Here is a 26,622-nt window from a genome sequence, read left to right as displayed (position 1 = left end):
CGACTTCCGTCCCGTTGCCCGTCCCCGCCCGCTTCATCGCATTCCGTCAAAGCGCGTCGTTCAACGCCAACCACCCGGGTTCATACGTACCCAGTGCGCGCGCCGGATAAAACCAGCGCAGCGGTGCGCCGTCGATCTGCAACGGCGGCAGGAGCCGGACTGCCGGCCCCCACGACGTCGGCTCGACCTGCTCCGCGCGATCGCGACGATCGTCGGCGGCCAGTTCGACCACCTCGCTCATGGGCTCCGAACGCAACGCCAGAACGGACGCCGTGCGTGCGAGCGACGCGCGCACTTGCGTGCCGACACCCTGTTTCATTCGCGCCGTCAGCCCGCGGATGGCTGCCGTCGCCATCAGATAGCCCGTCGCATGGTCGATCGCCTGGACGGGCAGGCTGACCGGCTCGTCGCGCCCCGTCACGCGCATGCCCGCGTCGGCGATCCCCGTGCTCATCTGAACGAGGCTGTCGAAGCCGCGCCGGCAACGCCATGCACCGCTCCAGCCATACGCGTCGAGCGACACGTCGACGAGCGCCGGATTCAGTTCGCGCCGATGCGCGGCGTCGAGCCCGAGACGCGCGAGTGCGTCCGACCGATAGCCGTGCACGACGATATCCGCGCCGCGCAGCAACTGCCTGAGCGTATCGAGATCCGCCGCATCCTTCAGATTCAGCCGCGCGCATCGCTTGCCCAGCACCACGTCGGGCACCGTGCCCGGCTCTTCCCAGCCGTACGGATCGATGCGCAACACGTCGGCGCCGAGACCCGCGAGCAATCGCGTCGCCACGGGGCCCGCGAGAATGCGCGTCAGGTCGAGCACGCGAATGCCGCGCAACGGCCGGTCTTCGGCAGGCCGCCACGCATGCGCGACGGCGTCGGTCGCCGCCTGCACGTGCAGCAGCGGCTCGGTCGCGACCGACCGGCCCTGCGGATGCGCGGCCCACTCCTGCGCCGAGTACATCGCCGCCGCACAACCGCCGCGCTCGACGATCGCGTCTTCAAGCGCAACGGCGTCCCAGCGACTCACCGCCTGCGCGACCGACCGGGCATCGCCGGCGCAGCCGAGCACCGACAACGCGGCCAGCCGATGATGCGGTGCGTTGGTGTGCAGCCGGATCCAGCGATCGCGTGCGCGATAGTTGCCGGCCACCGGGTCCCACGGCGGCGGCATCGTCCAGCCCTGCGGACGCAACGACACGCCGAACCACAGCGACGCCAGGCGCCGGTCGACCCGAACCGCCGGCAGCGTGCCGGTCGACGCATGCAGCAATTCGGCCACGGCCGTCCCGGCTGCACCGATTGCGGCCGCGGCCAGGTCGGTGACGCGAAACGCGGAGACCAGTTCGCCCGAGCCGCTGAAGCGGCACGAGTCGACGAACGCCTCAGTCCCGCCGGCCGCAAGCCAGAACGCCCGTAGATGACGCGACACCTGATCCTCGCCGGCCGTCGCCGCTTCCCCCGACAGTTGATCGACACGCATGTTCGCCTCGCATGAATTCGGTGACGCAAAGATCGTCTCGCTCGCATTCGTTGTCAACGTTGATTATCCTGATCAACCTGTCGAACGAATCCCCCTGCGCACGATGTCGACCTACCTGAATTCGACCGAAGCCGCGGCACGGCTCGGCGTCTCGCGGCCAACCCTCTATGCGTACGTGAGCCGCGGCCTGCTGCGCGCGGAACCGGGCCGCAGTCATCGTGAAAGCCGCTATCTCGCGGCCGACGTCGAGCGGCTCGCCGATCAACGCGCGCGCGGCCGCAAGCCGAAGGAAGTGGCGAAAGCCGCGCTGAACTGGGGGTCGCCCGTGCTCGAATCGAGCATCACGCTCATCGACGGCGGCCGGCTCTTCTATCGCGGTGTCGATGCGCTCGATCTCGCTGCCCGTGCGAGTCTCGAGGAAGTCGCGGCGCTGCTGTGGCGATGCGACGAGCAGACCGCGTTCGGGCGCCCCGTTCCCGCGACGCCCGCGGTGTTGCGAACGCTCTTCAGGCACTACGGCGCGCAACGCGCGGAGCAGGCGCTGCTGCCGCTCTTCACCGTCGCGAGCGAGGACGCGCCCACAGCGATCTGGCAGCAATCGGCCGATCGCCACGCGCAGGGTTGCGGCGACCTCGTGCGGATTCTCGCGGCATGCCTGCTGCGAACCCGGATCGATACCGCATCCGTGCACGTGCAATGCGCGCAGGCATGGGGCGTCGGGCCTGCGGGCGCCGAGCTGATCAGGATGGCGCTCGTGCTATGCGCGGACCACGAACTGAACGCGTCGAGTTTCACGGGGCGGTGCATCGCGTCGACGAACGCGAGCTTGCGGGCCGTCGTGGTCGGCGGGCTGGCCGGGCTGTCGGGCGAGCGGCACGGCGCCACCACCGCGCGCTGCGAAGCCATGTGGGACGAACTCGGTAACAAGGACATCGAACAGAAAATGCGCGAGCGGCTGGCCCGCGGCGACGGCCTGCCGGGCTTCGGACATTCGCTGTACCCCGACGGCGACGTGCGCGCGACGTCTCTGTTGTCGCGAATCCTGCCGCGCCATCCTCAATGGAGCCGGATGATCGATGCGGGCAGCGCACTCGTCGGCCACCGGCCCTCGCTGGATCTCGCGCTGGTGGCCCTGCGCAGACATTTGAGGCTGCCGCCCGGTGCCGCATTCGGCCTGTTCGCGCTGGGCCGCTCGATCGGCTGGATCGCGCACGGGCTGGAGCAGCGCGAGCAGTCCGATCTGATCCGGCCGCGCGCGGTTTATACGGGGACGTGGCCGGGTGGCACTCATGCCGGCCCGGAGCATGCGCGATCCCGCGGACGATCGGGAAAGCGGCAAGCGACGCAACATGCGGCCCCGGAAGACGACATGCTTGCGGCTTTCTTCAGGCGTCCATAGCTTTCGAGCGACGATGCCGGCACGCAGCAGCGGTGATTCGCCCACGCGTCGTCGATATACGGAAGCCGCCAGCCGCAGACGTTTCGCGAATGTCGCCGATGGATCGGCAAGAGCCGTCCACGGACATCCGCGACGACTCTCATGCGGGCTCAGCGAGATGCAAACGGCAGGCACACCGCGCACCAGGCACCGATCCGCGCTACGCGCATCGCACTCGCAGCGCCCGCATGCCGACTTACTTCAACGCCCCCGCCACCTTCTTCTGCCGCCACAGACACAGCAAGTCGCACGCGACATGCGCGGCCGCGATTGCCGTGATGTCCGCGTGGTCGTAGGCGGGCGCCACCTCGACCACATCGGCGCCCACGAGATTCACCGCGCCGAGCGCGCGCACGATCGCGAGCGCCTGCGCCGACGACAGCCCGCCCGCCACCGGCGTGCCCGTGCCGGGCGCGAACGCCGGATCGAGGCAGTCGATATCGAACGTCAGGTACGCGGGCCGCGCGCCGACGATGTCGACGATCCGCTCGACCGCCGCGCGCGAACCGTGGTCGTGCACCCACGCCGCATCGAGCCGCTCGATCCCGAGAAAATCGTCGTTCCATGTGCGGATGCCGACCTGCACCGACGTCGCAGGATCGATCAGCCCTTCCTTCACGGCCTTGTAGAACATCGTCCCGTGATTGAGGCTGTCCGGATCGTCGTCGGCCCACGTATCGCAGTGCGCATCGAAATGGATCAGCGACAGCGGCTTGCCGTAGCGCTCCGCGTGCGCGACGAGCAGCGGATACGTGATGTAGTGATCGCCGCCGAGCGTCAGCATCTTCGCGCCGGAGCCGAGGATCGTGCGCGCATGCTCGACGATCGCGGGCTTGATCGACAGCGGGTTGTGCGCGTCGAACCAGCAGTCGCCGTAGTCGATCGCCGCGAGTTCGTCGAACGGGTCGAAGCCCCACGGATACGGATGCAGCTCCGCGAGCTGCACGCTTGCCGCGCGGATCGCGGCGGGGCCGAGCCGCGCGCCGGAGCGATAGGTCGTCGCGAGGTCGAGCGGCACGCCGGAGATCGCGACGTCCACACCGCCGAGTTCGCGCGAATAGTTGCGGCGCATGAACGACAGCACGCCCGCATAGGTGTTTTCGATCGACGAGCCGTACGGCGTCGTGCGACGGATCGCGCCGTCGCCGTGGAGAAGTTCGGTCATGGTCGGACCTGTTTTCGTGAGGAGGGCCGTCCGCCCCGCTTCGCATGCGCGCACGGGCCGGGCACGGCGTGGATTCATCGGCACGCACCGGCCTGCGCAGCCAGTCACGCAGCCGGGCGAAACAACGACAGCAACATCAACAAACCCGATCGACAACGGCAAACCCGCGGCGATCATAGCAAGCCGAATTGAAGTCGTTGCCCCGGTTCAGCCGGGGCAACGCGCAGACGGCCGCCGCGCCCGCATCGCCTTCGACGCCTAGAAGGATTCGCCGGTTTTCGAATGCCCTTTCTTCCGGATAATGGCCGACAGCCGCTCTCGACCACGCGCCCTCGACCGCGCGCCGTCCACCGCGGACAACAACAAACCGGAGACACCCGCCTTGATCGCCACGCTTCCCGCCACCTACCGCCGGCTCTGGCCGCTCGCCGTCGCCGCCGCGTTGCTGTACGGGCTGTCGCTCGCCGCCGCCCCGTATCCCGGCCAGGCCGCCGCGAAAGCCGCGATGGGCATCCTGCTGCTCGCGGCGGGCAGCACCTGCGCGGCGCCGCGCGAACGCGCGTGGCTGTGCGCGGCGCTCGCAACGGCCGTGCTCGGCGACGTGCTGCTCGCGCTGCCCGACTGGCCGCTGTCGTTCGTCCTCGGCCTCGGCGCGTTCCTGCTCACGCACCTGTGCTACTGCGCGATCTTCCTGCGCTGGCGCGCGCGGCCGCAGGGCTGGCGCATCGTGGCGCTCGTCGCGCTATGGATCGCCGCGCCGGCGTTCTACGCGGCGTTCTTCCCGCACCTCGGCGAGCTGCTGGCGCCGGTCGCCGTCTACATGCTCGTGCTCTGCGCGATGGCGAGCTTCGCGCTCGCCGCCCGCACGCGCGGCCCGCTGGTGGCCATCGGCAGCCTGATCTTCGTCGGCTCCGACACGCTGATCGGCGTCGGCCGCTTCCTCGGCGGCTTTCCGGGCATCGATTACCTGATCTGGGGCCTCTACGCGCTCGCGCAGGTCACGATCGTGGCCGGGGTTTTCCATGAGACCGCCGCCCGGTCGATCCGTCCCTGATACCGTTTCAAACAGGCCGCCGCGCGCCGGCGGCCTCGTGCGCTTCCGCTCTCGCCGTCCCGACGGCCGTTTCCGCTCTTCCCGCAGTGCGGAACCGGGCCCGTTCCAAACCCCGCTCAGCCTTTTCCCGTCTGGCTTCCGGCCCTTAGAGCGCCGCTTCTAGCCTCTTGCGGTTTCCGGGTTCACCCACTATCGTTACATCAAACAATGTAACATTCAAAAATGAGCCAAATCGGAGACACCCGGATGAATGCTCGCACGTTGCCTTTCGGTCCGCCCGGCCACGACGGCCTGGACGAAACCATCGACATCGCCATCATCGGCACCGGCTTCGCCGGCCTCGGGATGGCGATTCGCCTGCTGCAAACAGGCGTGACCGACTTCGTCGTGCTGGAGAAGGCCGCGGCGGTCGGCGGCACGTGGCGCGACAATCATTACCCCGGGTGCGCATGCGACGTCCAATCGCACGTCTATTCGTTCTCGTTCGCGCCGAACCCGCGCTGGACGCGCATGTTCGCGCCCCAGCCGGAAATCCGCGCGTATCTGGAAGACTGCGTGCAGCGCTTCGGCGTCGGCCCGCACCTGCGCCTGAACCACGAACTGCAGCGCGCCGAGTACGACGAGGCAGCGCAGCGCTGGCGCCTCACGTTCGCAAACGGCAAGCGGCTGTCGGCGCGCGTGCTGGTGTCGGGGATGGGCGGGCTGTCGCGCGCCGCGCTGCCGTCGATTCCCGGCGTCGAGACCTTCAAGGGCCGCGCGTTTCATTCGCAGCAGTGGGATCACGACTACGCGCTCGAAGGCAAGCGCGTCGCGGTGATCGGCACCGGCGCGAGCGCGATCCAGTTCGTGCCGCAGATCGCGCCGCGCGTGAAGCAGCTCGCGCTGTTCCAGCGCACGCCGCCGTGGATCATGCCGAAGCCCGACCGCAACCTCACCGGGTTCGAGAAGTGGCTGTTCCGCACGCTGCCGTTCACGCAGAAGATCGTGCGCAGCGGCATCTACTGGATGCTCGAATCGCGCGTGCTCGGCTTCGCGATCCATCCGTCGCTGATGAAGAACGTGCAGAAGCTCGCGCTGCGCCACATCCGCAAGCAGATTCCCGATCCGGAACTGCGCAAGACGGTCACGCCGAACTACACGCTCGGCTGCAAGCGCGTGCTGATCTCGAACGACTACTATCCGGCGCTGTCGCGCAAGAACGTCGACGTGATCACGACCGGCATCGACCACATCGAAGCCGACGCGGTCGTGACGGCCGACGGCAAGCGCCATGAAGTCGACTGCCTGATCTACGGCACCGGCTTCCAGGTAGCCGATCCGTATCCGCGCGGCGCGATCGTCGGCCGCGGCGGGCTCGACATCGTCGACGCGTGGCGCGACGGCGCGCACGCGTACCTCGGCTCGACGCTTCCCGGCTACCCGAACTTCTTCATGATCGTCGGCCCGAACACGGGCCTCGGCCACAACTCGATGGTGTTCATGATCGAGTCGCAGATCGAGTACATCCTCGGCGCACTGCAGGCGATGCGCCGCGAGCGCGCGGACGCGATCGAGGTGCGCCCGCTCGTCGAGGCGCAGTTCAACGACGACCTGCAGGGCAGGCTGAAGAAGGCGATCTGGTCGACAGGCGGCTGCAAGAGCTGGTATCTCGACCCGCGCACCGGCAAGAACACGACGCTGTGGCCGGGCTTCACGTGGCGCTTCCGCCAGGCGACCGCGCACTTCTCGATCGCCGACTACCACACGTATCGCGCGCCGCAACACGACACGAGCGCGCGGCCCGCCGCCGCGCCCGCCGCTTCCGCTTCCGCATCCGCCGAAGCGGCCTGAGCCAGACAAGGAGCCACCGACATGAGAGATTTCGCCAACAAGGTCGCCGCGATCACCGGAGCCGGCTCGGGCATGGGCCGCGCGCTCGCGATCCAGCTCGCGCAGGCCGGCTGCCACGTATCGCTCGCCGACAGGAACGGCGTCGGCCTCGCCGAAACCGAACGGATCGTCCGTGCGATCGCGCCGAACGTGCGCGTGTCGACCCGCGTGCTCGACGTGAGCGAGCGCGACGCGATGTTCGCGTGGGCCGACGACACCGCGAAGGAACACGGCAAGGTCAACCTGATCTTCAACAACGCGGGCGTCGCGCTGTCGAGCACGATCGAAGGCATGGAATACGACGATCTCGAATGGATCGTGAACATCAACTTCTGGGGCGTCGTGCACGGCACGAAGGCGTTCCTGCCGCATCTGAAAGCATCGGGCGACGGCCACGTGATCAACACGTCAAGCATCTTCGGGATCTTCGCGCAGCCGGGCATGAGCGGCTACAACGCGACGAAGTTCGCGGTGCGCGGCTTCACCGAATCGCTGCGCCAGGAACTCGACATGATGAAGTGCGGCGTATCGGCCACCTGCGTGCATCCGGGCGGCATCCGCACGAACATCGCGCAGTCGAGCCGCGTCGCGAAGAACATGGTCGGCTTCATCGTCGAGAGCGAGCAGCAAGGCAAGGACAGCTTCGAGAAGTTCTTCATCACGACCGCCGACGACGCCGCGCGCACGATCCTCGCCGGCGTGCGCAGGAACAAGCGCCGCGTGCTGATCGGCCGCGACGCGAAAGGGGCGGACTGGATGGCGCGCATCCTGCCGGCCGCGTACCAGGCGCTCGTCGTGCTCGCGACGCGCCGCGAGGCCGCGAAGGCCCGTCGCGCCGCGCGGGGCACGCCGGCGCCCGCCCCGCTGCACGCCACCTACAACAATGCAGGCAATCAGGGAGAACAATCATGACGACCCCGAACATGATGCCCGTGCGGCGCGACATCCGTTTCGCGCTGCCGCCGGAACGCGCGCGCGACTGGCACGTGCAGGGCGTGCCGGTCACGCACTTCATGAATGCGCTGTCGCTGCTGTTTCCGGCCGGCGAACGCTTCTTCATGGATTCGGTGCGCAACTACCGCGACCGGATCGAGGACCCCGAGCTGAAGAAGCAGGTGCTCGGCTTCATCGGCCAGGAAGCGATGCATACGCGCGAGCACATCGAATACAACGATCTGCTGCAAGCGGCCGGCCTGCCCGCGCACAAGCTCGACAAGCGCCTGTGGACGATCCTCGGCTGGTTCAAGAAGGTGCTGCCGCATTCGATGCAGCTCGCGATCACGATCGCGCTCGAACACTACACGGCGATCCTCGCGAACCAGTTGCTGTCCGGCCACGAGCACCGCATCGACGGTTCGGTCGAAGGCTACCGGCAGATGTGGATGTGGCATGCGATGGAGGAAACCGAACACAAGGCAGTGTCCTACGACGTATGGAACACCGTGATGAAGCCGGGCCTCGGCAGCTACCTGTTGCGCACGGGCACGATGCTCGTGACCACCGTGTTCTTCTGGACGATCGTGTTCGACTTCCACGTGCGGCTGATGCGCGCGCACCGTCGCGAACACGGGAAGTTCGGCGGCATGTGGCGCCTCGTGAAGTACCTGTACAGCCCGAAGCACGGCGTGTTTCCGAGCATCGCGCGCGAATGGCTCGACTACTTCCGCCCGGGCTTCCACCCGTGGGACCACGACAACCATCAGTACCTGCAGGAGCTCGACACGCTGCTCGAGAACATCGACGCGACCAACGCGCGCTACGCCGCGCAAGCCGCGCCGCGCCGCGTGCCGCTGCATCCGGTCCCGCAGGCGTGACGCGATGGCGCGCGCCCACGAGATGCTGACCGTCCAGTCCGGCGACGTGAAGCTCGCCGTCTACGTGAGCGGGCCGCGGCGCGCGCCGCCGCTGATCCTCGTGCACGGCTACCCCGATTCGGCGTCCGTGTGGGCGCCGATCCGCGCGCGGCTCGCGAACCGCTACCGCGTGATCGCGTACGACGTGCGCGGCGCCGGCGCGTCAGATGCGCCGCGCCGCCGGGCCGACTACACGCTCGAGCGGCTCGCCGCCGACCTGAAGGCGGTGGCGGACGCGACCTGCGGCGGCCGGCCGTTCCATCTCGTCGGCCACGACTGGGGCTCGATCCAGTGCTGGGAGGCCGTGACCGACCCCGCGTTCCGCGGCCTAATCGCGTCGTACACGTCGATCTCGGGCCCGTGCCTCGATCACGTGTTCCGCGCGAAGATGCGGCTCAAACAGAGCCTGAAGTCGTGGTACATCGCGTTCTTTCATCTGCCGCTCGTGCCGTCGCTGGTGTGGCGGCTCGGCGGCGCGGCGTTGTGGCCGCGCTGGCTGCAGCTCACCGAACGCGTGCGCGCCGGGCGCGATCCCGTGCAGCTGAAGAACGCGCTGAACGGCCTGCAGTTGTACCGCGCGAATTTCCTCGCACGGGCCCGCCAGCCGCGCGAACGCTACGCGCAGGCGCCGGTGCAGATCCTCGTGCCGGTGCGCGACCGCTATGTGACGCCCGAGATGTCGGTCGACCTCGACCGCTGGCTCGGCGAGCACGTGCGCGAGGAAATCGACGGCACGCACTGGATCGTGCTGCGCCACCCGGACATGATCGCGTCGCGGATCGACCGCTTCGCCTCCGCGCAGGAGCGCCCGGCGGTGCCGAACGCCGCGGTTCAACGTGCCGTTGGCAGCGCCGGCAGGCGTCTGAACAGCGTCTCGTAATCGACGACGAGCCCGTCGTCGTCGACGTCCATCTCCGCGGTGAAGTTCCGGAAGATCCCTTCGTAGCGGTAGCGCCGGCCGGGTTCGATGCACGCATAAGCCTGCTTGACCGGCACGACCTTCAGGTCCGGCGTCGAGATGTACGCAACGTCGATCGGCCGCCGCTCGCCGCGCGCGAGCCCGAGGCGGCCGATCGGCAGCGAATTCGTGAACGGCGTCGCCGCGATGTCGATGTCGACGCAGCCATCCAGCTCGTGCAGCGCCCGGCCTGAGCCGTTGCGCCAGTGCCCAGCCCCGTCGCCGTGCAGTTCGAGCGTGCCGCCGCCCATCACCTTGAGCACGGCGTAGGTCACGCGCCATTGCGGATCGCATTCGACGCGATACGCGAGGCCGTACGCACGGCCGTACCGCTGCCCGACCACCGCGCTTTCGACGACGATCCCGCCGTCGCTCCGGTCGAACGTCAGATGTTCGACCCCGTCGCCTTCGAGCGACGCCCACCGCACCTCGCGCATCGTCCCACCTCCCGGGTATCTCGTGTCGGGGCATCGTCACACAAATCGTCGCTATCCGGAATGCCCCCCGTCGGTCAGCACGGCGCACCGTGGCCGGCCCCTCGACCGGCGATCGGGGCTGGCGCTTTGAAGTCGGCGAGTGTGAATCAGTCACGTGACGAGCAGCCTGCACACGAAAAAGCATCCCGAGTACGCACGTCGGCCTCTCCGCGCCTCAATTTGGGGCATCCATCCCAAATCCTGACTATCCGGAATTCCCTATTCCGGTGCATCGCGGAGTGTCCTATGCTCGCGTGTCGTCCTGTTCCGTCGCTGCCATGCCTACCGCCCGCCCCGCCTCGCCGTCGATCGACCTGCGCATCCTGCTGCGCGGCATCGGGCAGATCGTGCTGCAGGCGAATGCGCTCACAGGCGCCCTGCTGCTCGCCGCGCTGGCGCTGACCGACCTGCGGCTCGCGAGCGCGGCGCTGGTCGGCTCGGCCGCCGCCAGCATGACCGCCGTGCTGACGGGCGCCGGGCGTCGCGACATCGAACAGGGGCTGCACGGCTTCAACGGCGCGCTCGCCGCGCTGATCGCCGTGCTGTGCGTGCCGTCTTCCGGCGCCGCCGTCGCGCTGGTGCCGCTCGTGTCGATCGGCGCGGCGCTCGTCCAGCGCGCGATGCGCACGCCGCTCGCGCGCTGGCGCCAGTGTCCGTATTCGAGCCCGTGCCTCGTCGTCACCGCGCTGTGGCTGCCGTTTGTCGCGCTGCAACACGCGGACGGCGCGACGGCCGCCCCGGCGCTGACCGTCGCTGCTGCCGCCGATGCCGTTCTGTCCGGCGTCGCCCAGACCACCTTCGCGCAAGGCGCGTGGGCCGGCGCGCTGATCGTCGCCGGCCTTGCCGTCGCGTCGCGCCGGGCGGCCGCGTTCGCGCTCGGCGGCGCGCTCGTATCGACCGTGCTGCTGGTCGTGCTCGGCGCGAGCGACGCGCAGTTCGCCGACGGCCTGCTCGGCTTCAACGGCGCGCTCGCCGCGCTGGCGCTGATGCCGCGCGGCCCGCGCGCGGCACTGGCCGCCGCAGCATTCGCCGCGCTGATTCAGTGGCTCGCGACGCGCGCCGGCATTCCCGCGTTCACGGCCCCGTTCGCGTTGGCGTCGTGGGTGACCGTAGCCGTCGCACGCCGCTTCACCTTCGGAGAACCCAATGTCATTCGCACACCGTCCTGACGCCGTGAAACCCGGCGGCCCGATCTCGGACGCCGAACGCCGGCTGCGCGTCGACCTCGCCGCCGCCTACCGGCTCGTCGCGCTGAACGGCTGGGACGACCTGATCTACACGCATCTGTCCGCGACCGTGCCCGGCGAACCCGGCCACTTCCTGATCAACCCGTTCGGGCTCACGTTCGACGAAGTCCGCGCATCGAATCTCGTGAAGATCGACCTGGCCGGCAACCGGATCGGCACGAGCGAGCATGCGGTCAACGTGACGGGCTTTGCGCTGCACGCGGCCGTGCATGCCGCGCGCGCCGACGCCGTGTGCGTGATGCATCTGCACAATACGGCCGGCATTGCGGTGTCGATCCAGCGCGACGGGCTGCTGCCCGCGTCGCAGCACGCGCTGCGCTTTCATGGCGACCTCGCGTATCACGATTACGAAGCGCTCGCGTTCTCGCCGGCCGAAGGCGCGCGACTGACCGCGAGCCTCGGCGCAAAATCCGCGATGCTGCTGCGCAACCACGGCACGCTGACGGTCGGCCGCACCGTGGCCGAAGCCTATGTGCTGATGGATACGCTGATCAAGGCGTGCGACATCCAGGTGCGCGCGCAAGCAGGCGGCGGGCCGCTCGTGCTGCCCGATGCGGCCGTCGCGCAGCGCACTGCCGAACAACTGCGCGACGGCGGCGCGGTCGAAGGCGAACTCGAATGGCCGGCGCTGCTGCGCCGCCTCGACCGGATCGATCCGTCGTATCGCGACTGACGCCGCAATCATCGCCGCAACCGCGGCCGAATCGTTCAAACCCAACCGGAGCATTGTCATGCCGACTTTCAATATCCAGCTCTTCGAAGGCCGCACCGTCGACCAGAAGCGCGAATTCGTCGAAGCGATCACGCGCGTCACCTGCGAGACGCTCGGCTGCACGCCGGGCTCGGTCGATATCATCCTGACCGACGTGAAGAAGGAAAACTGGGCGACGGCCGGCAAGCTGTGGAGCGACGAGCGCTGACAGGCGCCCCACAAAAAGCCAGCGCGCCTCCGGACCACAAAAGCGCGCTGTCTCCGTTGATCAGCTATAGCCCCCTCGCCACCTCCTCGAATACCTCACGTCAATCAGCTATCCCAATATATTGCCATTGACATTCAGAATCATCGCAATTAGCTTTCGTTAACACAAAAACATCCAGGAATCGTTTCGCTGCGCTCCAAAAAAGCTTCGTATAACGAATCAAAAACATCATTCCGCATTTGACATAGTAGCCAGCCAATCACCGCCCATCGGTGTCACCGCCAGCGATGAAATCCGGCAAGTACGTCTACGCCGACATTCAACTTATCGCTACAGGTAGACACCATGAAAATCAGGACGCTCAAAGGCTATTCCGCCGCTCTGCTGTTTTCGTTGATTTCGTTCGCGACTTCCGGCGTCGGCGGCCCCGTCTCGACATCGCCCGACACGACGTCGGATCGGCACTCCGCTACTCTCCACGAGACATGGGAGGCCAACGAGAATGGAACGGCTTACAGAATCATCAAGATTTCCGCCGACCGCTTTCTAGTCGTATACGGAAACAAAAAGAATATTTCCGGATACGTCATTCATGATCGACGAGACGGATCAAACGGCACCGACTATGCCCCGTGGACTTCGAATTCGTCCAAAATCACTATCGGAGTTCAGGAGACTAGCAGTCGATCAATTGGCGTCATGCTGAGCGCCAATGGTGAAACCACCAGCTTCGTTGCGAAACCCTATCGCACCAAAAATAAAGCTCAGGGCGCCCTCCGTTCGGGAAGCTGGCTGGCAACAATCTCCGATATCCCTGTCCAGCTTCGCATCGACAAAAACCTTGCGGACGCGTCAGTCGATATCGGTAAATGTAGACTGGCAGGGAAGATAAAATCAGATGGCTTGGAAGATGGATCGCATCTGACGCTCTCTCCAGCGACGACAGCCTGCGCAACCAAGTTCAATCACGAATTTGATGCAGCGTTGCTCTTTTCGGAAGATCTCGCCGTGATCTATCCGACGATACGAGAATCGACGAACTTCGTCTTCGTCGCTCACCCAACCATCGACAACCCTCCTGGTATGGCGCCGCAGCCTCGAAACACGTCCTGCGCGCAATGGAGGGAGATGTGCCGGGCAAAGTGTTCTGCAATGACTTTACCAACCGGCAACTTCGGATTCAAATTCTGGAACTGCGTCAACAGTTGCAACGCGTTGGCGGGATGTTAAAAAGGTAAGCACATGATCACGGACAAGCAAATCGCAAGCGCCCTGAACGACATGATCTTGCAAATGGGGGCCGATCTCGATCGCTCTCTACTGGAGGTCAAGGCGTCGTGCCCGGATTCCGAATTCGTCGCCTACCGCGAATTCGTGTCGCAAGTGCTGACCACAATGCTGGTCGACTTCATGAACCCGCTCTACGCACGGCACCCCGACCTGAAGCCGCCGGAACTGACGTGACCCACATCTGCAGCGCCCCGCCACGGGCGCTGCAGCCCCCCGCTTCACGCTCCGTCCCGTTGTGCGCCCGCACATCGCTTTGTCACGCAATCGGCGCATAATGCCGGACAGACGCAGCAGCCGATGGCCACCCGACGAGGAGACCGCCATGGAAGCGAAGAACGAGGAAGTCGTCGCACACCTGCTCTCCGACGTCGTCGAATTCGCGCGCGGGCGCCTGCCCGAAGCCACGTTCCGGATCGTCGAACCGTTCCTGCGTCACTACTACGATTTCGCCGATGCCGACGACCTGCAAAGCCGCGGCATCGCCGATCTCTACGGCGCCGCGATGGCGCACTGGCAGACGGCCCAGAAATTCGTGCCCGGCAGCGAACGGCTGCGCGTGTACAACCCGATCCTCGAACAGCACGGCTGGCATTCCGATCACACGGTGATCGAGATCGTCAACGACGACATGCCGTTCCTCGTCGATTCGGTGACGATGGCCGTCAACCGCCTCGGGCTTGCGCTGCATTCCGCGCTGCACCCGGTGTTCCGCATCTGGCGCGGCGCCGACGGCGGCATCGAGCGGGTCGACGCGGGCGGCGCGGCGTCGGCCGACGGCCAGTCGCAGCTCGCATCGTTCATCCATTTCGAAGTCGACCGCTGCGGCGACGCCGCGCTGCTCGACACGCTGCGCAACGACATCGCGCACGTGCTCGGCGACGTACGCGCGTCGGTCGAAGACTGGCCGAAGATCGTCGACATCGCCCGCGCGACGATCAAGGAAATGAAGGCGCGCGAATCGACCGCCGAAGACATCGAGGCGCGCGCGTTCCTCGAATGGATGGCGGCCGATCACTTCACGTTCCTCGGCCAGCGCGACTACGCGCTGGTCTCGGACGGCACCGGCTTCGGGCTGCGCGGCATCGAGGGCACCGGCTTCGGCATCCTGCGCGAATCGTTGCGCCCGTCGGGCGCGCCCGACGTCACGCCGCTGCCGCAGGCTGCCGCCGACATCATCACCGGCGCGTGGCCGATCTTCCTGACCAAGGCGAACTCGCGCGCGACCGTGCACCGGCCCGGCTATCTCGACTACGTCGGCGTGAAACTCATCGGCGCCGACGGCAAGGTCACCGGCGAACGCCGCTTCATCGGGCTCTACACGTCGACCGCCTACATGGTGTCGAGCGCGGAAATCCCGATCGTGCGCCGCAAGTGCGCGAACATCGTGCGGCGCGCGGGCTTTTTGCCGAAGGGGCATCTCGGCAAGTCGCTCGTGACGGTGCTCGAAACCTATCCGCGCGACGAACTGTTCCAGGCCGACGAAGACCAGCTCTACGACATCGCGCTCGGCATCCTGCGGCTGCAGGAACACCAGCGCACGCGCCTGTTCGTGCGCCGCGACCGCTTCGACCGCTTCGTGTCGTGCCTCGTGTTCGTGCCGCGCGACAAGTACAACACCGACCTGCGCCGGCGCATCGCGAAACTGCTGGTCGACGCGTACAACGGCGTGAACGTCGAATTCACGCCGCTGCTGTCGGAATCGGCGATCGCGCGCATTCATTTCGTCGTGCACGCGGAACCGGGCACGATGCCCGACGTCGACACGCGTGAACTCGAAACGCGGCTCGTGCAGGTCACGCGCCGCTGGCAGGACGATCTCGCCGACGCGCTGCTCGACGCATTCGGCGAGGAGCAAGGCAACCGCCTGCTGCAGCGCTATGCCGAGTCGTTCCCGGCCGGCTATCGCGACGACTATCCGGCACGCACGGCCGTGCGCGACATCGAGCTGATCGAGCGCGTGAAGGATTCGGGGCAGCTCGCGATGAACCTGTACCGGCCGATCGAGGCCGAGGCGCGCGCGTTCCGCTTCAAGGTCTATCGCGCGGGCGACCCGATCGCGCTGTCGCGCAGCCTGCCGATGCTCGAACATCTCGGCGTGCGCGTCGACGAGGAGCGGCCGTACCGCATCCAGACGCAGGATGGCGCGCACGCGTGGGTGCACGACTTCGGCCTCGAACTCGCGGACGACAATACCGAATTCGACATCGAGCGCGTGAAGGGCCTGTTCGAAGATGCGTTCGACCAGATCTGGAGCGGCCGGATCGAGAACGACGATTTCAACCGCCTCGTGCTGCGCGCCCACCTGAGCGCGCGCGAAGTGACGATCCTGCGCGCGTATGCGAAGTACCTGCGGCAAGTCGGCTCGACCTTCAGCGACGCGTATATCGAGCGCGCGCTGACCGGCAACCCGGCGATCGCGCGGCAGCTCGTCGAGCTGTTCCTGCTGCGCTTCGACCCGGCCGTCGGCGACACGCGCGACGTCCAGGCCGAGCGGCTGCTGAAGGCGATCGAAGGCGCGCTCGACCAGGTGCCGAACCTCGACGAAGACCGCATCCTGCGCCAGTTCCTCGGCGTGATCAACGCGACCGAGCGCACGAACTACTTCCTCGTCGACGCCAGCGGCGAATCGAAACCGTACCTGTCGTTCAAGTTCGATCCGGCGAAAGTGCCGGGCCTGCCCGAACCGAAGCCGATGTTCGAGATCTGGGTGTATTCGCCGCGGGTCGAGGGCGTGCACCTGCGCGGCGGGCGCGTCGCGCGCGGCGGGCTGCGCTGGTCGGATCGCCGCGAGGATTTCCGCACCGAGGTGCTCGGGCTGATGAAGGCGCAGATGGTGAAGAACGTCGTGATCGTGCCGGTCGGCTCGAAAGGCGGCTTCGTCGTGAAGAACCCGCCGCCGCCGAGCGATCGCGAAGCGTGGATGCGCGAAGGCATCGCGTGCTACCAGACCTTCCTGCGCGGCCTGCTCGACCTGACCGACAACCTGGCGAGCAGCGCGATCGTGCCGCCGCCCGGCGTCGTGCGTCACGATCCGGACGATCCGTACCTGGTCGTCGCCGCCGACAAGGGCACCGCCACCTTCTCCGACTACGCGAACGCGATCTCGCATGAATACGGCTTCTGGCTCGACGACGCGTTCGCGTCCGGCGGCTCGGTCGGCTACGACCACAAGAAGATGGCGATCACCGCGCGCGGCGCATGGGAATCGGTGAAGCGGCACTTCCGCGAGATGGGCGTCGATACGCAGACGACCGACTTCACCGTGGTCGGCGTCGGCGACATGTCGGGCGACGTGTTCGGCAACGGGATGCTGCTGTCGCCGCATATCCGGCTCGTCGCCGCGTTCGATCACCGGCACGTGTTCCTCGACCCGAACCCCGACCCGGCGACGAGCTTCGCGGAGCGCCAGCGCATGTTCGCGCTCGAACGCTCGAGCTGGGCAGATTACGATCCGGCGGCGATTTCATCGGGCGGCGGCGTGTATCCGCGCACCGCGAAGACGATTCCGCTGTCGCCGGCCGTGCAGGCCGCGCTCGGCATCGACGCGCACGCGCTGCCGCCGACCGAGCTGATCCGCGCGATCCTGCAGGCGCCGGTCGACCTGCTGTACAACGGCGGCATCGGCACCTACGTGAAGGCCGCGCGCGAAACCCACCTGCAGGTCGGCGACCGCGCGAACGACGCGGTGCGCGTGAACGGCGCGGACCTGCGCTGCAAGGTGGTCGGCGAAGGCGGCAACCTCGGCTGCACGCAGTTCGGGCGGATCGAGTTCGCGCAGCGCGGCGGCCGCATCAACACCGACGCGATCGACAACTCGGCGGGCGTCGATTGTTCGGATCACGAAGTCAACATCAAGATCCTGCTCGGGCTCGTCGTGTCCGACGGCGAGATGACCGAGAAGCAGCGCAACGCGCTGCTCGCGGAGATGACCGACGAAGTCGGGCTGCTCGTGCTGCGCGACAACTACTACCAGACGCAGGCGCTGTCGATCGCCGGCCGCTATGCGGTCGAATTGCTCGACGCCGAAGCGCGGCTGATGCGCTGGCTCGAACGCGCGGGCCGGCTGAACCGCGTGATCGAATTTCTGCCGACCGACGACGAAATCGCCGAACGGCAGGCGGCGAAGCTCGGCCTCACGTCGCCGGAGCGCGCGGTGCTGCTCGCGTACAGCAAGATGTGGCTGTACGACGCGCTGCTCGAATCCGACGTGCCCGAGGATCCGCTCGTGGCCGCGATGCTCGTCGACTACTTCCCGAAGCCGCTGCAGCAGCGTTTCAGCGAACCGATGCGCCGCCATCCGCTGCGCCGCGAGATTCTCGCGACGCACCTGACCAACGCGCTCGTGAACCGCGTGGGCTGCGCGTTCGTGCACCGGCTGATGGAGGAAACGGACGCGAAGCCGGGCGACATCGTGCGCGCGTGCATCATGGCGCGCGACGTGTTCGACCTCGATGCGGTGTGGCGCGACATCGACGCGCTCGACAACCGCGTGGCCGACGACGTGCAGGCGCGCATGTTCGTCGACGTCGCGCGGCTGCTGGAGCGCGCGGCGCTGTGGTTCCTGCGGCATCTGCAATCCGGCGCGGTGGCCGACGGCGGCGTGGCCGAGCTGATCGCACGCTGCCGCGACGCGGCGCAGCGGCTGGCGCCGCAACTGCCGTCGCTGCTGCCGGCCGACGACCTCGATGCGCTGTCCGAGCGGCAGCGCGTGCTGGTCGAAGCCGGCGTCGACAGCGCGCTGGCGGTGCGCGTCGCGAGCGGCGACATCTCGGCCGCGCTGCTCGACATCGCCGAAGTGGCCGCCACCGGCAGCCGCAGCCTCGAACTCGTCGCGGGCGTGTATTTCTCGCTCGGCACGCTGCTCAATTACAGCTGGATCGCCGAACGCGCGGCGACGCTGCCGACGCCGACCCACTGGGACATGCTCGCGCGCGCGGCCGCGCTGGCCGAAGTCGCCCGCCTCAAGCGCACGCTCGCGACGAGCGCGCTCGCGGAATCGCCGGATTCGACGACGCCGGAGACGATCGTCGGCGCGTGGCGCGAACGCCGCGAAGCCGCGCTCGCCCGCTACGAGCACCTGCTCGCGGACCTGCGCGCGTCGGGCGGCGCGAGCCTCGCGGTACTGCTCGTGATCGTGCGGGAAATGGCCGTGCTCGAACGCGCGTGACGGCCGCTCCGGTCGTGACGGACCGGCCGGCCCCGGCACGGCGGCTCAGACCGTCGCGACCAGCAGCTCTTCCGCGTGGTTCGGCGGCCGCAGGCCGTCGGTGCGATCGGCGAAATAGCGCCGCGTCAGTTCGGCCGCCGATACGTGCGTAGCCTGCGCGAAACCGGCCTCCCGCGCGAGTGCCTGGATCTGCGCCGGCATGAAGAAGCTGATGAACGGCGTGCCGCTCGCGCGCGCGCCCTTCGCGGCCATTTCCAGCCCGGGGCGCACATCCGGGTCGGCATTCTCCAGCGGCAGCAGGAACGTCATCGCGAGCGTCGAGCCCGGCGCGAGCGACGCGACTTCGCGCAACGCAGCCGCGTTCGCTTCGTGCGTCAGGTACATGCTGACGCCGGTGGACACCACGACCGCCGGCTTGCCGGCATCGAAGCCCGCGCCGACGAGTGCCGCGCGCCACGACTGCTTCGCCTCGAAATCGACCGGCACGAAACGCAGCCAGTCGGGCACGCCGAAACCGAGCTCGACCAGGCGGCGCTGCTTCCACGCCTGCGGCGCCGGCGGATCGACTTCGAACACGGTTACGCGCGACGCCATGTCGGGCCGGCGCTGCACGAAGCTGTCGAGACCCGCGCCGAGGATCACGTACTGACTCACGCCGCGCGCGGCCTGCTCGACCACCAGATCCTCGATGAAGCGCGCCCGTGCGACGATCGACGCACGGAACGGCCGCGTGAACTGCGGGTCCATGTCGCCGCGCTGCTGCCAGCCGGGTTCGGGGGCGAGCAATTGCAGCCCGACTTCGTCGGCGAGCACATGCGGCGGCGCATCGAGTTCGACGTGCAGCGCACGCCAAAGCGCGACGCGGGCGGCCGTGCTGTCGGGGGCGGTTTCGCGGAGTTCGGCCATGCCAGCCTCACACGCCCTTGCCCGGCGCCTGCAGACGCCACACGCGGCCGTCCGGATCGCGCACGGTCATGTCGCGCGTGCCCCAGTGGGTATCCTCGAACGGCGTGACGACGTCGACGATCGGCTGCGGTCGCACCGCGTGCTCGTCGGCCACCTTGAGCACGACTTGCATATCGGGCGTCTCGCCCGGCGGCACTTCGGCGATGAACAGGAACGGGCCGTCGCCGCTGCGCAACTGGCCCGACTGGTGATCGGTTTCGAACTCCAGCGTGAAGCCCAGCGCCTGGAAGAATTTCGCCGACTTGCCCCAGTTGTGCGTCGTCAGGTACACGGCTTCGATTCGCTCGGATGACATGTCACTCCTCCTTGGTGGACGGCCCCGCGCCCGGCCGCGGTGCGGCCAGGTACGCGCGCAATGCGTCGGCCACCAGCGCGGACAGCGACTGCTCCGTTTCGATGGCGCGATGCTTGACCTGCCGGATCAGGCTCAGCGGCAGGTACACGTTGAACTGCTTCACTTCTTCGTCGGTCATGGTTACTAGTATGCTAGCAATATAGCAAAAGTCAATTGCCAACGCAGCCCGCGCATGCGGGCCGCGATCGGCTGTCGTGAATCGGGGTTACGTGGCGACGTGCGCCGCCAGCCGCGCGAACAGCGCGTCGAGATCGAATCCCGTCGTGTCGATGCCGATCGTGTCGCGCAGGCAGGCGCCCCATGCGGCCGCATCGTCGAACGTGACGGTGCGCCCGACGCCCGCCGCATCGCGAATCGTCAGCGTGGTGTTGCGCAGCGCCGCGCGGCCGTCCGGCAGCACGCGGCAGGCGATCAGGTTATGCAGGAAGATCGATTCGGGATACGTCGACGTGAACCAGTTCGCGGCGTCGTAATCGATCCACTCGACCCGCTTCGGCTGGAAACGGTAGGTGGTCTGCCAGCCGTCGGGCGTCTCGATCTGCATGTCGAATTCGCCGTCGACCGGCGCGGCGACGATACGGAATGCGCCGTGCGGCGTCAGTTGCCGCTCGTCCGGCACGAAGCGCAGCGGCGCGGTCAGCGTCGCGCTGCCGAAGCCGATGTCCGCGAGCCAGGCCGCGCCGTCGAGATCGATGCGCAGCAGCATGTGCGTATGCGCGGTGGCGACGTCTGGCGGCAGCAGCCAGCGCACGCGCGCGATCATCGGCGTCACGCGAAAACCGATCGCCGTGAGCGCGGTGTAGAACAGCTTGTTGAGTTCGAAGCAGTAGCCGCCGCGGCGATGCGCGAGCACCTTGTCGACGATCGACGGCAGGTCGAGCGACACGCGCGCGCCGGTCAGCGGCGTGAGGTTTTCGAACGGAATCGCCTGCGGGTGCAGCAGATGCAGCCGGCGCAGCACGTCGAGCGTCGGCTCGGCCGGGCCGTCGTAGCCGATGCGGGAGAAGTAGCGCGAGAGGTCGAACGAGTCTGTCATGAACCTGCACCGAACAAAGGGACACGCCACGATAGCATCGTGCGCCATCCCCATGTTGTGCGGGGCCCTCTTCGCACCGCGCGTGCTGCCGGCACCGGATCGCGCGCGGCCCCGCGCAACGTTACGGCAGCAGCTTCAGCGCGGACGACGCAACCGACGGCACCGAAATGCCCTGGCTCGTCGCGAACTGCACGGCCTGGCTGAGCGTCGTCGCGAGCGACTGCAACTGGCCCGGCGCGCTTTGCGCGATATACGACGCTGCCTGCATGTTCTGCGGATTCAGGCCCGACTGCAACAGCGACGCCGCGCTCGTCGAGCCGAGATTGCCGAGCCCCGACTGCAGTTGCGAATATTGCGTGAGCCCCTGCCCGAGCGACGCGAGGCCGTTGCTGAACGCCTGCTTGTCGATCGGCCCGTGCGTCGCGCCGCCGCTCGCGAAGGCCTGGCCGAGCGCCTGCGACACCGATTGCTGCGCGCCGCCCATCTGCGACAGCGCGGCCGGCGTCAGCGCATCGCCGCCGGTGAGCTGGCTCGCGGCCTGCTGCGCCTGCCCGGCCGCGCCGGTGAGCCCCATCGCCGACGCGAGCGACGACTGGCCGGTCAGCACCTGCTGGTTCGCACCGACATACGCCTGCAGCAACTGCGCGACGCCGCCCTGCGTGGGCGCGGCCTGCTGCTGGCCGCCGCCGAGCAGCGACGCGCCGATCGACTGCAGGTCGAGCTGCGCGTGCGCGGCGCCGCTCGCCAGGATTCCGAACGCGATGCCTGCGGTGGCCAGGTACCGGCCCGTCGCGCGAATCTGCTTCATGTGTGTTCCTCGTGCCGGAATGATCGAAGCCGATATTGTCGAAGCGCGCCGCGCGCCGCCGCAACGACTGAAACACATCGAAACGAAATCACGTGGCGCGGACGCTTGCAATTCCTAGGCCGGCGTATGCGCAGGGGTGGATTCATCCGCGTAGGCTGCGCGATAGTCGGGCACGCGGGTGAATTCGTTCGCGAGTTGCAGGAATGACGGTCGACGGTAGCGGTTGCGCGATTGCGCAGTGATACGGCCGGAGGTCTGCCAGACGTCGCGCGTCTTTGAATGTGCGTCGTATCACCATCGATCGGCGCTGCAGTGGCTGCGGACGGTACCGCGCAGCGATCGTGACGTGGCGCCACGCTGTCGCGCGACGCTTCGGTGTCCGAGTCGGTTGCCGTTGCCGTTGCCATGGCGGCGTGACGCAAGCCACCTGACAATACATTCGGGATTCAATGCAAAACGGGCAGCTTGCCGCCGCCCGCTTCTCGATCCACCCTCCGCAACCAGCCCCGGCTGCGGCTACGATTGCACCGGGCTACGCAGCCATCCACCCGGGCAGTCGCGCACCCACCCAATCGGCCGCCTGCTCGTAACCACGCGCGAGCTGCAGCACCGCGAGATCCGCGCGCGGCCGCCCGATCAGTTGCATCCCCATCGGCAGCCCCGCGTCGTTGAAGCCGACCGGCACGCTGATCACCGGGCAGCCGGCCAGCGTCCACGGCACGACCGTTTCCATCCAGCGGTGATAGGTATCCATCGCGCGGCCCGCGATCTCCTTCGGCCAGCGCTGCTCGACGTCGAACGGGAACACCTGCGCGGTCGGCGCCGCGATGAAGTCGTAGCGGTCGAAGAAGCTCAGCACGGCCTGATGCCACGCGGTGCGCTCGACACTCGCGTCGAACACGGCCGCGCCCTGCATCGCGAGCAGCCCTTCGACCTCGTAGATCGCCTCGGGCTTCAGCAGCGCACGCCGCGCCGGATCGCGATAGTGCGCCAGCAGCCCGCCACCGGACAGCAGATGCCGGTGCGCGAGCCACAGACGCCAGATCCGGTCGGGCGCGAACGCCGGCAGCGCGGCATCGACGTCACAGCCGATCTCGCGCAACGTCGCCAGCCCCTGTTCGCACAGCGCGAGCACGCCGGCCTCGGTCGCGAGATAGCCGTTCCAGTCGCCGACCCACGCGATCCGCCTGCCGCGCAGGTCGGCGTCGAGCGGCCGCGCGAACACGGCCGGATCTTCCGCGAGCGACAGCGGATCGTTGCGGTCGTAGCCGGCCTGGATCGCGAGCAGCTGCGCAACGTCGCCGACCGTGCGGCCCATCGGCCCTTCCGTGCCGAGCTGCTGCACGAACACGTCGACGCCCGGCCAGCGCGGCACGCGGCCCTGCGACGGACGGAAGCCGTAGACGTTGCAGAACGCGGCCGGATTGCGCAGCGAACCGCCGAAATCGCTGCCGTCCGCCACCGGCAGCATCCGCGACGCGAGCGCCGCCGCCGTGCCGCCGCTGCTGCCGCCCGCGCTTTTCGTCTGGTCGTACGGGTTGCGCGTCGCGCCATAGACCTCGTTGAACGTATGCGAGCCGAGCCCGAATTCCGGCGTGTTGGTCTTGCCGATGAAGATCGCGCCGGCCGCGCGCATCCGCGCGACACCCACGGAATCGGCCTGCGGCACGTTTTCGCGGAAGATCAGCGAGCCGAAGGTCGTCCGCAGCCCCTTCGTCATCGCCAGATCCTTCGGCGCCTGCGGCATCCCGTGCATCCAGCCGTGGTACTCGCCGCGCGCGAGCGCGGCATCCTTGTCCGCGGCTTCGGCGAGCAGCGCGTCGCGATCGCGCAGCGCGACGATCGCATTGACCGCGCCGTTCACACGCTCGACGTGATCGAGATACGCGCGCATCGTCTCGACGCACGACACGGCCTTGCCGCGGATCGCCGACGCGAGCTCGCTCGCCGACAGGCGCACGATCGGGTCGACCGGGATGGAAGCGGGAGCGAGAAGCTGCGGGGCGCCGTGCGGCATGCGGGGTCTCCTGGAAGCGGGATGGAATGGCGGGCCGCATGACGGTGGTCGCTCCCGAGCCGGCCGGAAGCGGCCGCGCCGCGGCCGATGCACTACTCTACGCGACGCCGGATCGGCCACCTCCGATATTTTCCGCCGCGATTCATTGCGGTTTCGACTAAATCGGGGCCAGCAGGCCACGCTTGCCGCGCGCCGCCCCGGCCGATGAAATCGTTTATGCGCATAAACTTAAATTTCTTATATTTCTATTAGGCGCGGCACGAGGCGGCCCGCGTTAACGACATTTTTACGCGGTCGCCCGTTCTCTTTAGATCGTTCGGCCCGGCGGCGCGCTACGCTGGAATCATCTCGTTTCCTGGACAACGTTCATGCTCAAGCTGCTGGTTCCGGTCGGCCACTCACCCCGCTCGCTTCAGGCGGTTCGCCATGCGACCTTCCTGTATCGCGAACGGTGCGCATCGGAGATCGTGCTGATCAACGTTCAGGTGCCGCTCGAATCGACGCGGCTCGAGGCCTACCATCCGCTGTCGCGGCTGCGTTCGATCGAGGAGAAGTTCGCGTCCGACGATCTGGCGATGGCCGAACGGATCCTGCAGGAAGCCGGCGTCAAGTACAGCGTCGTGATGAAGGTGGGCCCGGTGGCCGATACGATCGCGTCCGTCGCGGCAGAAACAGGATGTGACGAGATCGTGGTCGTCGCGCCACGGCACGGTCCGCTGCATGCGCTGCTGTCGGTGTTTCGCCGCAGCGTGATGAGCCGGCTCGTGCGGATTTCGAACGTGCCGGTCACGGCCGTGCAATGACGGGATGACGCGCAGCGGCGCGGTGACGGCGGTTCGCGCCGACGAGTCGTTCGTCAGCCTCGGCGGCGATCGAACGAGCAATGCCGCACGCATGCGGGCGTTACGCAACGCGTGATGTCATGCCGCCCGCACGCGCACCCGCCTTCAAGCAGCGCTTATTCGATGACCTTGCGCCAGAATACGAAATAGGCGGCCGCCGAAGATGCAACGAGCAGGATGGCCCACATCGGGGCGAGGCTGATCAACACGGAAGAGACGTCAAGCATTTGGATTCCTCACTATTTCGATAGCGATGTTCAACACGCACCTGCTTGCCGGAACCGATGCGCGCCTCCGCGATCGCGTTCCGTCAAATCGTGCATTCATGCTATCGCTCTGAACGGCCGCACGACCGCCCCCTCCCGCCCGTACCCTGACATTCGTCAAACTCGCGTGAATCGCGCGCCGGTTGCGCTGAAAACCATCGCGCCAACGTCTCGCCGCCCGTCCGGTTTCGTCCGCCGGCCGCATTGAAATTGTGTGCCCCCGCCGCACGCCGAGCCCGAAAAACGGGACAGAACCACCGCGTTCACCGCGGTTTCAGCAGACGTTTACCGGGGGAACCCCCAAGTGCTTCGTCAAGCGGGTCCGCGTTACGCTAGCGCGACGAGGAGACGAACCATGAGACGAGCCGTACATATCGCTGTTTTCGCGCTGCTGGCCTATCTCATTGGCGGTCGCGCGATCCTGCACGCGCAGGGCCGCGACACCAGCCCGCTTGCTTGCGAACAGGGCGCCGCGCAGGTGAAGGTCGACGCGCTCGGCCGCGGTTTCGGCGAAGCGGCCGCCGGCAGCCAGAGCGAGGCATACATGTCGGGCTGCCTGGTGACGGGGCGCGGCAACCCGGATGTCGCGCTGGCGAACCGCTGATGCACGTCGGTTGACGCTCCGGTCGCAGCCGGCCCATGCCGGCTGAACCCCGGCCGCACCCACCCGCCTCCCTTCCCGCTTTTTCGATCGAGATCGAGACGCATGTCACGATACGGGCGGCGGCACACCGCACGTCTGCAGATCTGCGCGTGACCGACCGGCAGAGTCGCGAAGAATACGCGCCGGCATCGGCTCGATCGTGGCATCGTTGCCGTTCGCCATGCTCCGGTCGCTCAACCGGCCGAATTTCCGGCCGCCGCACCGAAACGCCGCCTCTTCGGCAACCACAACCCATCCAGAAGTGACCCATCCGAACACCGAGTTGATCCAGCGCTTCTACACCGCATTCCAGCAGCGCGATATCGACGCGATGCTCGCCTGCTACGCCGATGACGTCGTCTTCAGCGATCCGGCGTTCGGCGAACTGCGCGGCGACCTCGCACGCGACATGTGGCGCATGCTGGTCGCGCGTGCGCAGGACTTTTCATTGACGTTCGGCGACGTCGACGCGGATCAACAGACCGGGCGCGCCAGGTGGACCGCCCAATACCGGTTCACCGCGACCAACCGCATGGTGGTCAACCGGATCGATGCGCGGTTCCGGTTTCGCGACGGACGCATCGTCGAGCATCGCGACAGCTTCGACCTGTGGCGCTGGTCGCGTCAGGCACTGGGGCTGAAAGGCGCGCTGCTCGGCTGGACACCTTTCGTGCAACGGGCGATCCGCGCGCAGGCGCGGAAGAATCTCGACGCGTATCGCGCGAAACGGAAATAGCACCCACCATTACTCGCCGTCATCGCTTCATCGTCG

24 protein-coding genes are annotated in these 26,622 nt (G+C 67.5%); 15 read left to right on the top strand and 9 right to left on the bottom strand.

What is annotated here, in order from left to right; all coding sequences use genetic code 11:
- Window positions 1-46: 46 nt before the first annotated feature.
- On the bottom strand, window positions 47-1,480 hold the full coding sequence (locus HWX08_RS02590) for a CoA transferase (protein ID WP_174920712.1): 1,434 nt from the start codon (window positions 1,478-1,480) through the stop codon (window positions 47-49).
- Window positions 1,481-1,583: 103 nt separating this feature from the next.
- On the opposite strand from HWX08_RS02590, the gene HWX08_RS02585 reads away from it, so the two are divergent.
- Window positions 1,584-2,879: a citrate synthase family protein gene (locus HWX08_RS02585; protein WP_174920711.1), complete on the top strand. Its 1,296-nt coding sequence runs from the start codon at window positions 1,584-1,586 to the stop codon at window positions 2,877-2,879.
- A 235-nt stretch (window positions 2,880-3,114) separates the two neighbouring features.
- Here the strand turns inward: HWX08_RS02585 and speB are convergent, their stop codons facing one another.
- On the bottom strand, window positions 3,115-4,083 hold the full coding sequence (gene speB / locus HWX08_RS02580; protein WP_107313603.1) for an agmatinase: 969 nt from the start codon (window positions 4,081-4,083) through the stop codon (window positions 3,115-3,117).
- 382 nt (window positions 4,084-4,465) lie between these two features.
- Here speB and HWX08_RS02575 point away from each other — a divergent pair, with 382 nt between their 5' ends.
- The 5 genes from HWX08_RS02575 to HWX08_RS02555 all read left to right on the top strand — a co-directional run bounded on the left by HWX08_RS02575 (window position 4,466) and on the right by HWX08_RS02555 (window position 9,739).
- A complete protein-coding gene (locus tag HWX08_RS02575; protein WP_174920710.1) occupies window positions 4,466-5,137 on the top strand; it encodes a lysoplasmalogenase in 672 nt (223 codons plus the stop codon).
- A 246-nt stretch (window positions 5,138-5,383) separates the two neighbouring features.
- Window positions 5,384-6,967, top strand: a complete 1,584-nt coding sequence (locus tag HWX08_RS02570) for a flavin-containing monooxygenase (protein ID WP_174920709.1) — start codon at window positions 5,384-5,386, stop codon at window positions 6,965-6,967.
- A gap of 21 nt (window positions 6,968-6,988) precedes the next feature.
- A complete protein-coding gene (locus HWX08_RS02565; RefSeq protein WP_174920708.1) occupies window positions 6,989-7,918 on the top strand; it encodes an SDR family NAD(P)-dependent oxidoreductase in 930 nt (309 codons plus the stop codon).
- Window positions 7,915-8,820, top strand: a complete 906-nt coding sequence (locus HWX08_RS02560) for a metal-dependent hydrolase (RefSeq protein ID WP_174920707.1) — start codon at window positions 7,915-7,917, stop codon at window positions 8,818-8,820. The genes HWX08_RS02565 and HWX08_RS02560 overlap by 4 nt, the downstream gene beginning before the upstream one ends.
- Before the next feature lie 4 nt (window positions 8,821-8,824).
- A complete protein-coding gene (locus HWX08_RS02555; RefSeq protein WP_174920706.1) occupies window positions 8,825-9,739 on the top strand; it encodes an alpha/beta fold hydrolase in 915 nt (304 codons plus the stop codon).
- Here the strand turns inward: HWX08_RS02555 and HWX08_RS02550 are convergent.
- Window positions 9,691-10,254, bottom strand: coding sequence for a putative glycolipid-binding domain-containing protein (locus HWX08_RS02550; protein ID WP_174920705.1), 564 nt, complete (start codon window positions 10,252-10,254; stop codon window positions 9,691-9,693). The genes HWX08_RS02555 and HWX08_RS02550 overlap by 49 nt on opposite strands.
- Window positions 10,255-10,571: 317 nt before the next feature.
- On the opposite strand from HWX08_RS02550, the gene HWX08_RS02545 reads away from it, so the two are divergent.
- The 6 genes from HWX08_RS02545 (at window position 10,572) to HWX08_RS02520 (ending at window position 18,917) form a co-directional block, all read left to right on the top strand.
- Window positions 10,572-11,462, top strand: a complete 891-nt coding sequence (locus tag HWX08_RS02545) for an urea transporter (protein WP_174920704.1) — start codon at window positions 10,572-10,574, stop codon at window positions 11,460-11,462.
- Window positions 11,440-12,213: a class II aldolase/adducin family protein gene (locus HWX08_RS02540; RefSeq protein WP_174920703.1), complete on the top strand. Its 774-nt coding sequence runs from the start codon at window positions 11,440-11,442 to the stop codon at window positions 12,211-12,213. The genes HWX08_RS02545 and HWX08_RS02540 overlap by 23 nt, the downstream gene beginning before the upstream one ends.
- A 58-nt stretch (window positions 12,214-12,271) precedes the next feature.
- On the top strand, window positions 12,272-12,460 hold the full coding sequence (locus HWX08_RS34665) for a 4-oxalocrotonate tautomerase (RefSeq protein ID WP_174920702.1): 189 nt from the start codon (window positions 12,272-12,274) through the stop codon (window positions 12,458-12,460).
- A 345-nt stretch (window positions 12,461-12,805) separates the two neighbouring features.
- Window positions 12,806-13,690 (top strand): hypothetical protein, encoded by an 885-nt coding sequence (locus tag HWX08_RS02530; protein ID WP_174920701.1) that lies wholly within the window; start codon window positions 12,806-12,808, stop codon window positions 13,688-13,690.
- A 12-nt stretch (window positions 13,691-13,702) separates the two neighbouring features.
- Complete coding sequence (locus tag HWX08_RS02525; RefSeq protein ID WP_069260242.1) at window positions 13,703-13,924, top strand: hypothetical protein; 222 nt, start codon at window positions 13,703-13,705, stop codon at window positions 13,922-13,924.
- A 148-nt stretch (window positions 13,925-14,072) separates the two neighbouring features.
- Window positions 14,073-18,917 (top strand): NAD-glutamate dehydrogenase, encoded by a 4,845-nt coding sequence (locus HWX08_RS02520; RefSeq protein WP_174920700.1) that lies wholly within the window; start codon window positions 14,073-14,075, stop codon window positions 18,915-18,917.
- 45 nt (window positions 18,918-18,962) lie between these two features.
- Here the strand turns inward: HWX08_RS02520 and HWX08_RS02515 are convergent, their stop codons facing one another.
- The 6 genes from HWX08_RS02515 to HWX08_RS02490 form a co-directional block, all read right to left on the bottom strand.
- Complete coding sequence (locus tag HWX08_RS02515) at window positions 18,963-19,823, bottom strand: class I SAM-dependent methyltransferase (protein ID WP_174920699.1); 861 nt, start codon at window positions 19,821-19,823, stop codon at window positions 18,963-18,965.
- Window positions 19,824-19,830: 7 nt separating this feature from the next.
- Window positions 19,831-20,178, bottom strand: a complete 348-nt coding sequence (locus HWX08_RS02510; RefSeq protein ID WP_174920698.1) for a VOC family protein — start codon at window positions 20,176-20,178, stop codon at window positions 19,831-19,833.
- A 1-nt stretch (window position 20,179) separates the two neighbouring features.
- The gene (locus HWX08_RS02505; RefSeq protein WP_069260246.1) at window positions 20,180-20,356 is read right to left on the bottom strand and encodes a ribbon-helix-helix domain-containing protein; all 177 of its coding nucleotides are present in this window, start codon (window positions 20,354-20,356) and stop codon (window positions 20,180-20,182) included.
- An 87-nt stretch (window positions 20,357-20,443) separates the two neighbouring features.
- Window positions 20,444-21,274 (bottom strand): arylamine N-acetyltransferase family protein, encoded by an 831-nt coding sequence (locus HWX08_RS02500; RefSeq protein WP_174920697.1) that lies wholly within the window; start codon window positions 21,272-21,274, stop codon window positions 20,444-20,446.
- 121 nt (window positions 21,275-21,395) lie between these two features.
- On the bottom strand, window positions 21,396-22,082 hold the full coding sequence (locus HWX08_RS02495; RefSeq protein ID WP_069260248.1) for a hypothetical protein: 687 nt from the start codon (window positions 22,080-22,082) through the stop codon (window positions 21,396-21,398).
- A 532-nt stretch (window positions 22,083-22,614) separates the two neighbouring features.
- Window positions 22,615-24,099, bottom strand: a complete 1,485-nt coding sequence (locus HWX08_RS02490) for an amidase (RefSeq protein ID WP_174920696.1) — start codon at window positions 24,097-24,099, stop codon at window positions 22,615-22,617.
- Window positions 24,100-24,467: 368 nt separating this feature from the next.
- Between HWX08_RS02490 and HWX08_RS02485 the strand changes: the two genes are divergently transcribed.
- From HWX08_RS02485 to HWX08_RS02475, 3 genes are all read left to right on the top strand, one after another.
- Window positions 24,468-24,902: a universal stress protein gene (locus tag HWX08_RS02485; protein WP_069260250.1), complete on the top strand. Its 435-nt coding sequence runs from the start codon at window positions 24,468-24,470 to the stop codon at window positions 24,900-24,902.
- Window positions 24,903-25,562: 660 nt separating this feature from the next.
- A complete protein-coding gene (locus tag HWX08_RS02480; protein ID WP_069260251.1) occupies window positions 25,563-25,811 on the top strand; it encodes an adhesin in 249 nt (82 codons plus the stop codon).
- 301 nt (window positions 25,812-26,112) lie between these two features.
- On the top strand, window positions 26,113-26,586 hold the full coding sequence (locus HWX08_RS02475) for a nuclear transport factor 2 family protein (RefSeq protein ID WP_174920723.1): 474 nt from the start codon (window positions 26,113-26,115) through the stop codon (window positions 26,584-26,586).
- Window positions 26,587-26,622: the final 36 nt, after the last annotated feature.

It is taken from the genome of Burkholderia metallica (genome assembly GCF_902832845.1).
Lineage (GTDB): Bacteria > Pseudomonadota > Gammaproteobacteria > Burkholderiales > Burkholderiaceae > Burkholderia > Burkholderia metallica.
Note: the sequence above shows the minus strand (reverse complement) of the source record. Positions and strands in the feature narration are given on the sequence as shown.

Coding starts and splice junctions, on each gene's coding strand:
- HWX08_RS02590 (WP_174920712.1), bottom strand. CDS start 1,480: ATGCGTGTCGATCAACTGTCGGGGGAAGCGGCGACGGCCGGCGAGGAT.
- HWX08_RS02585 (WP_174920711.1), top strand. CDS start 1,584: ATGTCGACCTACCTGAATTCGACCGAAGCCGCGGCACGGCTCGGCGTC.
- speB (WP_107313603.1), bottom strand. CDS start 4,083: ATGACCGAACTTCTCCACGGCGACGGCGCGATCCGTCGCACGACGCCG.
- HWX08_RS02570 (WP_174920709.1), top strand. CDS start 5,384: ATGAATGCTCGCACGTTGCCTTTCGGTCCGCCCGGCCACGACGGCCTG.
- HWX08_RS02565 (WP_174920708.1), top strand. CDS start 6,989: ATGAGAGATTTCGCCAACAAGGTCGCCGCGATCACCGGAGCCGGCTCG.
- HWX08_RS02560 (WP_174920707.1), top strand. CDS start 7,915: ATGACGACCCCGAACATGATGCCCGTGCGGCGCGACATCCGTTTCGCG.
- HWX08_RS02555 (WP_174920706.1), top strand. CDS start 8,825: ATGGCGCGCGCCCACGAGATGCTGACCGTCCAGTCCGGCGACGTGAAG.
- HWX08_RS02550 (WP_174920705.1), bottom strand. CDS start 10,254: ATGCGCGAGGTGCGGTGGGCGTCGCTCGAAGGCGACGGGGTCGAACAT.
- HWX08_RS02545 (WP_174920704.1), top strand. CDS start 10,572: ATGCCTACCGCCCGCCCCGCCTCGCCGTCGATCGACCTGCGCATCCTG.
- HWX08_RS02540 (WP_174920703.1), top strand. CDS start 11,440: ATGTCATTCGCACACCGTCCTGACGCCGTGAAACCCGGCGGCCCGATC.
- HWX08_RS34665 (WP_174920702.1), top strand. CDS start 12,272: ATGCCGACTTTCAATATCCAGCTCTTCGAAGGCCGCACCGTCGACCAG.
- HWX08_RS02530 (WP_174920701.1), top strand. CDS start 12,806: ATGAAAATCAGGACGCTCAAAGGCTATTCCGCCGCTCTGCTGTTTTCG.
- HWX08_RS02525 (WP_069260242.1), top strand. CDS start 13,703: ATGATCACGGACAAGCAAATCGCAAGCGCCCTGAACGACATGATCTTG.
- HWX08_RS02520 (WP_174920700.1), top strand. CDS start 14,073: ATGGAAGCGAAGAACGAGGAAGTCGTCGCACACCTGCTCTCCGACGTC.
- HWX08_RS02515 (WP_174920699.1), bottom strand. CDS start 19,823: ATGGCCGAACTCCGCGAAACCGCCCCCGACAGCACGGCCGCCCGCGTC.
- HWX08_RS02510 (WP_174920698.1), bottom strand. CDS start 20,178: ATGTCATCCGAGCGAATCGAAGCCGTGTACCTGACGACGCACAACTGG.
- HWX08_RS02505 (WP_069260246.1), bottom strand. CDS start 20,356: ATGACCGACGAAGAAGTGAAGCAGTTCAACGTGTACCTGCCGCTGAGC.
- HWX08_RS02500 (WP_174920697.1), bottom strand. CDS start 21,274: ATGACAGACTCGTTCGACCTCTCGCGCTACTTCTCCCGCATCGGCTAC.
- HWX08_RS02495 (WP_069260248.1), bottom strand. CDS start 22,082: ATGAAGCAGATTCGCGCGACGGGCCGGTACCTGGCCACCGCAGGCATC.
- HWX08_RS02490 (WP_174920696.1), bottom strand. CDS start 24,099: ATGCCGCACGGCGCCCCGCAGCTTCTCGCTCCCGCTTCCATCCCGGTC.
- HWX08_RS02485 (WP_069260250.1), top strand. CDS start 24,468: ATGCTCAAGCTGCTGGTTCCGGTCGGCCACTCACCCCGCTCGCTTCAG.
- HWX08_RS02480 (WP_069260251.1), top strand. CDS start 25,563: ATGAGACGAGCCGTACATATCGCTGTTTTCGCGCTGCTGGCCTATCTC.